This is a genomic window from Streptomyces sp. NPDC059455 (genome assembly GCF_042750115.1).
GTDB lineage: Bacteria > Actinomycetota > Actinomycetes > Streptomycetales > Streptomycetaceae > Streptomyces > Streptomyces endocoffeicus.
Genome location: NZ_JBHYVB010000230.1, coordinates 1 through 8,844, shown reverse-complemented (window position 1 = coordinate 8,844; position 8,844 = coordinate 1). Strand labels below are relative to the sequence as shown.

At 71.8% G+C, this 8,844-nt stretch carries 8 protein-coding genes; 2 read left to right on the top strand and 6 right to left on the bottom strand.

Annotated elements, in window-relative coordinates; all coding sequences use genetic code 11:
• Nucleotides 1-120 precede the first annotated feature (120 nt).
• Nucleotides 121-1,158: a tRNA (adenine-N1)-methyltransferase gene (locus ACFXB5_RS45835; RefSeq protein ID WP_385219917.1), complete on the bottom strand. Its 1,038-nt coding sequence runs from the start codon at nt 1,156-1,158 to the stop codon at nt 121-123.
• Nucleotides 1,159-1,208: 50 nt separating this feature from the next.
• The gene (locus ACFXB5_RS45830; protein WP_201853989.1) at nt 1,209-2,459 is read right to left on the bottom strand and encodes a site-2 protease family protein; all 1,251 of its coding nucleotides are present in this window, start codon (nt 2,457-2,459) and stop codon (nt 1,209-1,211) included.
• A gap of 129 nt (nt 2,460-2,588) precedes the next feature.
• Between ACFXB5_RS45830 and ACFXB5_RS45825 the strand changes: the two genes are divergently transcribed.
• Both ACFXB5_RS45825 and ACFXB5_RS45820 read left to right on the top strand, forming a co-directional pair.
• Nucleotides 2,589-3,476, top strand: coding sequence for a RecB family exonuclease (locus ACFXB5_RS45825; protein ID WP_385219915.1), 888 nt, complete (start codon nt 2,589-2,591; stop codon nt 3,474-3,476).
• 81 nt (nt 3,477-3,557) lie between these two features.
• Nucleotides 3,558-4,229 carry a response regulator transcription factor gene (locus ACFXB5_RS45820; protein WP_009719179.1) on the top strand — a complete coding sequence of 224 codons (672 nt, stop codon included), beginning with the start codon at nt 3,558-3,560 and terminating at the stop codon, nt 4,227-4,229.
• Here ACFXB5_RS45820 and ACFXB5_RS45815 read toward each other — a convergent pair.
• From ACFXB5_RS45815 to ACFXB5_RS45800, 4 genes are all read right to left on the bottom strand, one after another.
• The gene (locus ACFXB5_RS45815) at nt 4,123-4,836 is read right to left on the bottom strand and encodes a serpin family protein (RefSeq protein WP_385219914.1); all 714 of its coding nucleotides are present in this window, start codon (nt 4,834-4,836) and stop codon (nt 4,123-4,125) included. The genes ACFXB5_RS45820 and ACFXB5_RS45815 overlap by 107 nt on opposite strands.
• 17 nt (nt 4,837-4,853) lie before the next feature.
• Nucleotides 4,854-6,263 carry an aspartate aminotransferase family protein gene (locus ACFXB5_RS45810; RefSeq protein WP_385219912.1) on the bottom strand — a complete coding sequence of 470 codons (1,410 nt, stop codon included), beginning with the start codon at nt 6,261-6,263 and terminating at the stop codon, nt 4,854-4,856.
• Nucleotides 6,260-8,212 (bottom strand): 1-deoxy-D-xylulose-5-phosphate synthase, encoded by a 1,953-nt coding sequence (gene dxs, locus ACFXB5_RS45805; RefSeq protein WP_385219911.1) that lies wholly within the window; start codon nt 8,210-8,212, stop codon nt 6,260-6,262. The genes ACFXB5_RS45810 and dxs overlap by 4 nt, the downstream gene beginning before the upstream one ends.
• A 23-nt stretch (nt 8,213-8,235) precedes the next feature.
• Nucleotides 8,236-8,844, bottom strand: a 609-nt coding sequence (locus ACFXB5_RS45800) for a flavodoxin-dependent (E)-4-hydroxy-3-methylbut-2-enyl-diphosphate synthase (RefSeq protein WP_385219909.1), incomplete at its 5' end; no start/stop codon positions are given.

Here is an 8,844-nt window from a genome sequence, read left to right as displayed (position 1 = left end):
TCTCCCGGGGGCGCGCCCCCCCCCCCCCCCCGCGGAATGGGGGGGCCGCGCCGAGCCGTTGTGGCGCCGGTTCCCGCCGGACGGGCCTCGGGTGGCCGCCGGACGGGTCCCGGACGGCCGTCAGGCGTCGCCGGAGGGGGTGTCCTGGCCGCCGGAGGGGCGCCTGTCGCCTCCTGAGGCGTCCGTGGCACCGGTGTCCTCGGCGTTGCCGATGTCCTTGGCTGTGCCGGTGTCCTTGGCGGCACCGGTCTCCTTGACGGCACCGGACTCCTTGGCGGTGCCCCAGCCCACGTAGTCCTCGCCGTAGGCGCCCTTGGCGGGCCTGCGGCGGCGCATCGGGGGCTCCACACCGTCCGCGAGCCGGCGGGCGGTGAGCAGGAAGCCGGTGTGGCCGATCATGCGGTGGTCGGGCCGTACCGCCAGGCCCTCCACGTGCCAGGTGCGCACCATGGTCTCCCAGGCCGACGGCTCGTTGAAGGTGCCGTGCTCGCGGATGGCCTCCACGGTGCGGGCGAGCTGGGTGGTGGTGGCGACGTACGCGCACAGGATGCCGCCGGGGACGAGCGCCTTGGACACCGGCTCCAGGCACTCCCAGGGGGCGAGCATGTCCAGGATCACGCGGTCCACGTCGGTGTCGCTGAGGTTGTCCTGGAGGTCGCCGACGGTGAGCCGCCAGGCGGGGTGCGGGGCGCCGAAGTAGCGCTCGACGTTCTGGGCGGCGATCTCGGCGAAGTCGGCCCGGCGCTCGTAGGAGTGCAGCATGCCCTGGTCGCCGATGGCCCGCAGCAGGAACGTGGAGAGCGAGCCGGAGCCGACGCCCGCCTCGACGACACGTGCGCCGGGGAAAATGTCGGCCATCGCCAAGATTTGCCCCGCGTCCTTGGGGTAGACCACGGCGGCCCCGCGTGGCATGGACAGGACATAGTCGGGGAGCAGGGGGCGCAGCGCGAGATACGCGACGTTTCCCGTGGTGCGCACGACGGTTCCCTCGGGGGCACCGATCAGCTCGTCATGGGGGAAGGATCCCTTGTGGGTGTGGAAGTTCTTCCCGGACTCGAGCGTGAAGGTGTAGTGGCGTCCCTTGGGGTCGGTGAGCTGGACCTGGTCCCCGACCTGGAAGGGCCCGCGACGGCGGGCGGCACCGGTCGGTTCGGACATGTGAACAGCCTACCGGGCACTTCGCCGTGCCCGGACCACGCCCGGGGGCCTCAGGAGCGGCCGGAGGGCGTCCTGGCCATCGCCGCCACGAAGGCGCGCTCGACATCGGCCGTGGAGAGCACCCCGTAGATCTCGCCGGTCTCCTCGATCACCAGGTACTCGGTGGCCGGGGTGGCCCGCAGGGTGTCCAGCAGTTCCTCGCCGGTGAGCTCGGCGGAGACCCGCATACCGTCCTTGAGATCCTGGGCGAGACCGCTGACCGCGACCCAGGGGCGGCGGTGCTCGGGGATCCCCACGATGGCCGCCTCACGTACCACGGCGGTCGGGGCGCCGTGGCCGTCCACCACGACCAGGGCGCGGGCCCCGGCCTCGTTCGCCCGGCGCAGCGCCTCGGAGAGCGGGGTGTCGGCCGCCACGGGGACGGCGCGCCTGGTGAGCGTACGGGCGCGCAGGTCCGGCAGCCGCTCCCGCAGCCGGGCCATCCGCAGGCTGTTGCCCGCGCCGGTCCAGATGATCGCGGCGAGTATGGCGGCCAGCAGCGCGTCGGTGAGCGAGTCGACGCTGCCGAAGCTCTTGGGTTCGTCGCCGAGCCCGCCCGCCTGGGTGAGCAGCGGCAGCCCGATGAGCACCGCGACGGCGAGCGCGCGGCCGCTCCAGGCGGCGGCGACGGTGCCGGTCATGGGCCTGCCGCTGATCTTCCAGACGACGGCGCGCAGCATCCGCCCGCCGTCCAGCGGCAGCCCGGGCAGCAGGTTGAACGCGGCCACGATCAGGTTGGAGATCATCAGCCCGGCGAGCAGCACCCCGGGCACGGTGCCGGGCTCCACGACCATCATGCCGAGGTAGAACACGCCCGACAGGACCAGGGAGAGCAGCGGGCCGACGAAGGCGAGCACGAACTCCCGGCCCGGGGTCTCGGTCTCCTTCTCGATCTCCGAGACCCCGCCGAAGAACTGCAGCTGGATCCGGCGCACCGGCAGCTTGAAGCGGAGCGCGGCCACGGTGTGGGCGAGCTCGTGCACCAGCACCGAGGCGTAGAAGGCCACCGCGAAGAAGAGCGAGACCAGATACCGGGCGGCGCCGAGCTCGGGCAGCACCCGGTCGAGCTGGCCGCCGAAGACCCAGGTGATGAGGGCGGCGACCAGGAACCAGCTGGGCGAGACGTACACGGGCACGCCGAAGGGCCGGCCCATGAGAATGCCGCCGCCCACGTCGCGTGGGCGCGGCTGCTTACCGCCCTCGGGCTCGGTCGCGCGGTCCGATTCCCCGTTGTCGGACTGCCGCTGCCCGCTGTTGTCCACGGTGTCCCCTCGTCGGATGCTCGGTCGCACCCTTCTTTTTGATACGGTCCCCACGATCATGCAGTGCCGGGGGCTCGAACGTCGATGGTATGCGTCCGGCTGTCGGTGGCGGGTCGTAGGGTCTTCGCCATGGGAACCACCACGGGAACCACCACCGGGAAGGCCGAATCCTCCGACGGGCCACCGAAGTCCGCCCCCGCCGCCTCGTTGTCACCCTCACGGGCGGCCGACTTCATGCGGTGTCCGTTGCTGTACCGCTTCCGAGTGATCGACAAACTGCCGGAGAAGCCCAGCGCGGCGGCCACCCGCGGCACCGTGGTCCACGCGGTGCTGGAGCGGCTCTTCGACGCCCCGGCCGCCGACCGCACCGCCCCGCGGGCCCGGTCGATGGTGCCGGGCGAGTGGGAGCGACTGCTGGCGGCCAAGCCGGAGCTGGCGGAGCTGTTCCAGGAGGAGGACGGCACTCCGGCGCCGGACCGGCTGGCCGAGTGGCTGACGGGGGCCCAGAAGCTGGTGGAGCAGTGGTTCTCGCTGGAGGATCCGACCCGTCTGGAGCCCGCGGAGCGCGAGCTGTTCGTGGAGACGGAGCTCGAGTCCGGGCTGACGCTCCGTGGAATCATCGACCGGATCGACATCGCCCCCACCGGTGATGTGCGGATCGTGGACTACAAGACGGGCAAGGCCCCCGCGCCGCAGTACGCGGGCGAGGCACTGTTCCAGATGAAGTTCTACGCCCTGGTGGTGTGGCGGCTGCGCGGGGTGCTCCCGCGCCGGCTCCAGCTGGTCTATCTGGGCAGCGGGGATGTGCTGACGTACGACCCGGAGGAGCGGGATCTGCGGGCCGTGGAGCGCAAGGTGCTGGCGCTGTGGGAGGCGATCCGGCTGGCCACGGAGACCGGTGCCTTCGTGCCCCGGCAGACCAGGCTCTGCGGCTGGTGCGACCACCAGGCACACTGTCCGGAATTCGGGGGTACGCCGCCGCCGTATCCGCTGGCGATTGTGCCTGTGCAGAATTGAGGCAGCCGCGTAGCGCCCCCCTGAGGGTGGTGGTGGGCGACGGGCGGGCAGAATGGACGCGGTCTAGGAGAGGGAGTTCCCGTGGCGATCCGCGTCCTACTGGTCGATGATCAACCGCTGCTGCGCACCGGTTTCCGGATGATTCTGGAGGCGGAGCAGGATCTGGCGGTCGTCGGTGAGGCCGGGGACGGTCTGCAGGCCCTCGACCAGGTGCGGGCGCTCCAGCCCGATGTGGTCCTGATGGACATCCGGATGCCGCGGATGGACGGCGTGGAGGCGACCCGCCAGATCACCGGCCCGGGGCGGGACGGCCCGGCCAAGGTGCTGGTGCTGACCACCTTCGACCTGGACGAGTACGTGGTGGAGGCGCTGCGCGCCGGGGCCAGCGGCTTCCTGCTGAAGGACGCGCCCGCCACCGAACTGGTGCAGGCCATCCGCGTGGTGGCGGCGGGCGAGGCGATGCTGGCGCCCAGCATCACCCGCAGGCTGCTGGACAAGTACGCCGGGCATCTGCCGTCGGGCGAGGAGCCGGTGCCGGACACCCTGCACACGCTGACCGAGCGCGAGGTCGAGGTGCTGAAGCTGGTGGCCCGGGGGCTGTCCAACGCGGAGATCGCCGCCGATCTGTTCGTCAGCGAGACCACGGTCAAGACGCATGTGGGCCATGTGCTGACCAAGCTGGGGCTGCGCGACCGGGTACAGGCCGCCGTCTACGCCTACGAGAGCGGGCTGGTCCGCCCCGGCGCGCAGTAGGCGTCACCGGGACGGCTCGGGCGGGGGGGGGGCGGGGGGGTGTGGGTGGTGTGGGCGCGCCCCCCCCCCGCGACCGGTCCCGCCACGGGCCGTGCATCGGCCGCAGCCACCCCGGCCGGAACGGCTGGAGCCAGGCCGTCTCCACCGTGAGCGCTCCGGCCAGCACCAGCCGGGTGTCGGGGGTGAGCGGCACCGGCATCTCGGCGATCGCGCCCCCGGTGCGCCGGGACGCCCAGCCGTCCAGCTCCTTGCGGTCGCGCTCGGCGTCCCCGGTCAGCGTGGACCGTACGCCCGGGGGCAGCGCGGCCTCCCACTCGGGCCGGATCGGCAGATCCTGACGGGTCCACAGCCCGGTGGCCGCGCGGACGCCGTCCATGGCGTCCAGCGATCCGAGCAGCTGCCCGCCGAGCGCCGTCGCCCCGTCCGCGGCGACGCCCAGCGCGCCCTCCAGCTCCTGACGGGCCGGGCCGCCGGCACCGCCCGTGAGCAGGGCGAGCAGCGGCCAGACCCCGGTGGCGGCGAAGGCCGTGCCCTCGTCCGCCACGGCCGCCCGCGCCCACCGCGCCGTCAGCGTGTTCACGGCCCGTACGGCGGTCGCGTCGATCATGCGGGGTCCCCCATCGGTCAGCGGTTGGCCACCGCCTGTTTGACCAGCGTCCGGCCGAAGTCCCAGATCAGGCCGCCGCCGTCGTGTGCGTCGTCCATGACCGCTGTGAACGCCTCGACGAAACGGTCCACTTCCCGCTCACCGATGATCAGCGGCGGGATCAGCTTAATGACCTCCAGATGGTCGCCGGACACCTGGGTGAGGATGCGATGGCGCCGCAGCAGCGGGACGACGACCATCTGCGCGAACAGCCCCTTGCGCGCCGCCTGGAGCATCGTCCACCGGCCGCGCAGCCCCAGTGAGCTGGGTCTGCCGAACTCGATGCCGACCATCAGCCCCCGGCCGCGGACGTCGTGCAGCAGCTCGTAGCGGTCCACCAGCGCGGCGAGGCGGTCGCGCAGCAGCTCACCGGTGCGGCGGGCGTTGGCCACGACCTCCTCGTCCTCCATGACGGCGAGGACGGCGAGCCCGGCCGCCATGGCCTGGGCGTTGGCGCCGAAGCTGGCCGAGTGGACCAGCACCCGGTCCATCGACGAATAGACCTTTTTGAAGATCCAGTCCTTGCCGAGGGTCGCGCCGACCGGCACATAGCCGCCGGAGAGGGCCTTGGCCACGCACACCAGATCCGGTTCGACGCCGTCCTCGTGGCTGTAGGCGAAGAAGTCCCCGGTGCGGCCGAGGCCGGTCTGCACCTCGTCCGCGATGAGCAGGGCCTTGTGACGGTGGAGCAGCTCCTGCGCGGCGCGCAGAAAGCCGGGCGGGGTCTCGTGCACCCCCTTGCCCTGGATGGGCTCCACCACGAACCCCGCCACGTCCCCGCGTGCCAGCTCCCGCTCCAGCGCGTCGAGGTCGCCCATCTCGATCGGGGTGTCGGGCAGCAGCGGGGCGAACCCCTTGCGGAAGCCGTCCTCGCCGTTGACCGACAGCGAGCCGGTGGTCAGCCCGTGGAAGGCGTGGGCGCAGTACAGGACGCGCGGCTTGCGGGTGGCGTAGCGGGCGAACTTCAGGGCCGTCTCGACGGCCTCGGTGCCACTGTTGCCGAAGAAGACCCGGTCCAGATGGGGGGCGTGGGTCAGCAGCCGCTCGGCCAGCAGACCGGGCAGCGGCTGGCAGTCGAAGCGGGTCAGATCGGCCAGGTCGGCGTCCAGGACGTCGTGCAGCGCCTTGCGGACCACGGGGTGGTGGCGGCCCAGGCCCATCACCCCGAATCCGGCGAGCATGTCGAGGTAGTCCTGGCCCTCGTCGTCCCAGAAGTACGCGCCCTCGGCCCGCTCGTAGACCTTGTCGAACCCGATGGTGTGCAGCATCCGGGGCAGCTGGTGGTTGAGGTGCCGGGTGTGCAGCTCGTACCGCTCCGAAGCGCGCTCGGCCAGCAGCTTCCCGAGGTCGAAGCCCGAACGCCGCTGCTGCTGCTCGGCTGCTGTCATGCCTGGCTCTCCTTGGCGGCGGTACGGGCCCCGGCAGAGGTACGGGCCCCGGCGGCGGCGCTCGCCCGCTCCGGGTGGGCCGCCTCGATACGGGTCAGGGCCGCCCCGATCCGGCCCGCGATCTCGGCGGGGGTGAGCCCGATGTCGGCGAGCACCTCACCGCGCTTGGCATGCGCCAGGAACGCCTCGGGGATGCCGAACGTCCGTACCGGCAGGTCGACTTCGGCGTCCCGCAGCGTCTGGGCGACCGCCGCGCCCACCCCGCCGGTGCGCACATTGTCCTCCACGACCGCCACCAGCCGGTGGCGCGCCGCGAGTGCGGGCAGCTCGGGATCGACGGGCTTGACCCAGCGCGGATCCACCACCGTGCAGCCGATCTCGCGCCCGGCCAGCAGCTCGGCGGCGCGCAGCGCGACGGGGGCCAGGACCCCCGCCGCCACGAGGAGGACGTCCTCGCCCCGGCGCAGGACGTCCATCCCGCCCACCCGGTCGATCGCCGGAATCGGCTCCCCCACCGACTCCTTGGGGAAGCGGATGACGGTCGGCGCGTCGGCCACGTCGATCGCCTCGCGCAGCTGGGCACGGAGCTGGTCGGCGTCGCGCGGGGCGGCGATCCGCAGCCCCGGCACCACCTGGAGGACGGACATGTCCCACATGCCGTTGTGGCTCGGGCCATCGGTGCCGGTGACACCGGCCCGGTCCAGGACGAACGTCACACCGCACTGGTGCAGGGCGACATCCATCAGCAGCTGGTCGAAGGCGCGGTTGAGGAAGGTGGCGTAGACGGCGAGGACCGGGTGGAGTCCGCCGGTGGCCAGCCCGGCCGCCGAGACCGCCGCGTGCTGCTCGGCGATGCCCACGTCCCACACCCGCTCGGGGTATGCCTCGGCGAAGCGGGCGAGGCCCACGGGGTGCAGCATCGCGGCGGTGAGGGCGACCACATCGGGCCGCTCGGCGCCGATCCGCACCATCTCCTCGCCGAACACCGAGGTCCATGAGCGGCCGCCGGAGGGGGTCAGCGGCGCGCAGGTGAGCGGGTCCATCGCGGCCACGGTGTGGAAATGATCCGCCTCGTCCTCCAGCGCGGGCGGGTAGCCCCGCCCCTTCTCGGTGAGGCAGTGGACGAGGACCGGGCCGTGGAACCGCTTGGCGCGGTGCAGGGCCGACTCGACCGCCTCGGTGTCATGGCCGTCGATGGGGCCGACGTACTTCAGCCCCAGGTCCTCGAACATGCCCTGCGGCGCGAAGGCGTCCTTGAACCCCTTCTTGGCGCCGTGCAGCGACCCGTACAGCGGCTGGCCGACCACGGGGGTGCGCTGCAGCACGTCCTTGCCCCAGGCCAGGAAGCGCTCGTAGCCGTCGGTGGTGCGCAGGGTGGCGAGGTGGTTGGCGAGCCCGCCGATGGTCGGCGAGTAGGAGCGCTCGTTGTCGTTGACGACGATGACCAGCGGACGGTCCCGGGCGGCGGCGATGTTGTTGAGCGCCTCCCAGGCCATCCCGCCGGTCAGCGCCCCGTCCCCGATGACGGCCACCACATGGTCGGTGCGGCCGTGCACCTCATTGGCCTTGGCCAGGCCGTCGGCCCAGCCCAGCACGGTGGAGGCATGGCTGTTCTCGATGATGTCGTGCTCGGACTCGGCCCGTGACGGATAGCCGGACAGCCCGCCCTTGTGGCGGAGCTTGGAGAAGTCCTGGCGGCCGGTGAGCAGTTTGTGGACGTAGGACTGGTGGCCGGTGTCCCACAGGATGCGATCGGCGGGCGAGTCGAAGACGCGGTGCAGGGCTATGGACAGCTCGACCACGCCGAGATTCGGTCCCAGATGGCCCCCGGTCCTGGCCACCGCTTCGATCAGGAACTCCCTGATCTCCTGGGCGAGCGCGGCCAGTTCCTCACCGGTCAGCGCCTTGAGGTCGTGCGGGCCCCGGATGTTCTCCAGCAACGGCTGCACGGTCGGTTCCCCTCCTCGGTGTATCAGCTCACGGTGACGTCCGGGGTACCCGACGGGACCCCCTCGTCCGCCATGCGCCGCGCGATGTTCATGGCCTCGTCGATCAGGGTCTCCACGATCTTCGACTCCGGCACGGTCTTGATGACCTCGCCCTTGACGAAGATCTGCCCCTTGCCATTGCCTGACGCCACCCCCAGATCCGCTTCGCGCGCCTCACCCGGACCGTTCACCACACACCCCATGACCGCCACCCGCAGCGGGACCTCCATACCCTCCAGACCGGCCGTCACCTGGTCCGCGAGCTTGTACACATCCACCTGCGCCCGACCGCACGACGGACACGAGACGATCTCCAGCCGCCGCTGCCGCAGATTCAGCGACTCCAGAATCTGGATGCCGACCTTGACCTCCTCCGCCGGAGGCGCCGACAGCGACACCCGGATCGTGTCCCCGATCCCCTCACTCAACAGCGCACCGAACGCCACCGCCGACTTGATCGTCCCCTGGAACGCCGGACCCGCCTCCGTCACACCCAGATGCAGCGGATAGTCACACTGAGCCGCCAGCCGGCGGTAGGCGTTGACCATCACCACCGGATCGTTGTGCTTCACCGAGATCTTGATGTCCCGGAA

What these genes read in the sequence shown, in the direction of transcription:
- ACFXB5_RS45810 (WP_385219912.1), bottom strand. Translation starts at nt 6,263, where the DNA reads ATGACAGCAGCCGAGCAGCAGCAGCGGCGTTCGGGCTTCGACCTCGGG.
- ACFXB5_RS45825 (WP_385219915.1), top strand. Translation starts at nt 2,589, where the DNA reads ATGGGAACCACCACGGGAACCACCACCGGGAAGGCCGAATCCTCCGAC.
- ACFXB5_RS45815 (WP_385219914.1), bottom strand. Translation starts at nt 4,836, where the DNA reads ATGATCGACGCGACCGCCGTACGGGCCGTGAACACGCTGACGGCGCGG.
- ACFXB5_RS45835 (WP_385219917.1), bottom strand. Translation starts at nt 1,158, where the DNA reads ATGTCCGAACCGACCGGTGCCGCCCGCCGTCGCGGGCCCTTCCAGGTC.